The 323-nt window shown below is 44.0% G+C and carries 1 pseudogene; it reads right to left on the reverse strand.

Features of this window, described 5'->3' with window-relative positions:
* Positions 1–67 precede the first annotated feature (67 nt).
* A pseudogene (locus tag IQR33_RS23910) lies at positions 68–323 on the reverse strand (GTPase RsgA); the annotation flags it as partial.

Here is a 323-nt window from a genome sequence, read left to right on the forward strand (position 1 = left end):
TTAATAAAGTTGTTAAAAAGGAGACTTTCGTCTCCTTTGATTTTATTGACAACTCAAACGCAACAAATTAATAACTTTGTTGGCGCCTGCGCTTATCACTCATGGCATTGCGAGCAAGTTTACCGAATTGTCGACTTTGAGCTCGTTGCTCTGCCAAAGTCGCGCGGTTAAAGGCTTGTTCTCGCAATAGTTTTTGATAGTTATTGAAACGACGAACCTCCAGTTTGCCATTTGCAATCGCAGTTTGAACTGCGCAGCCTGGCTCAGTTTGGTGCTTACAATTGCCAAAGCGACAACGCTGAGCGAGCGCCTCAATGTCAGAA

Source organism: Vibrio sp. OPT46 (assembly GCF_015163535.1).
Taxonomy (GTDB): domain Bacteria; phylum Pseudomonadota; class Gammaproteobacteria; order Enterobacterales; family Vibrionaceae; genus Vibrio; species Vibrio alginolyticus.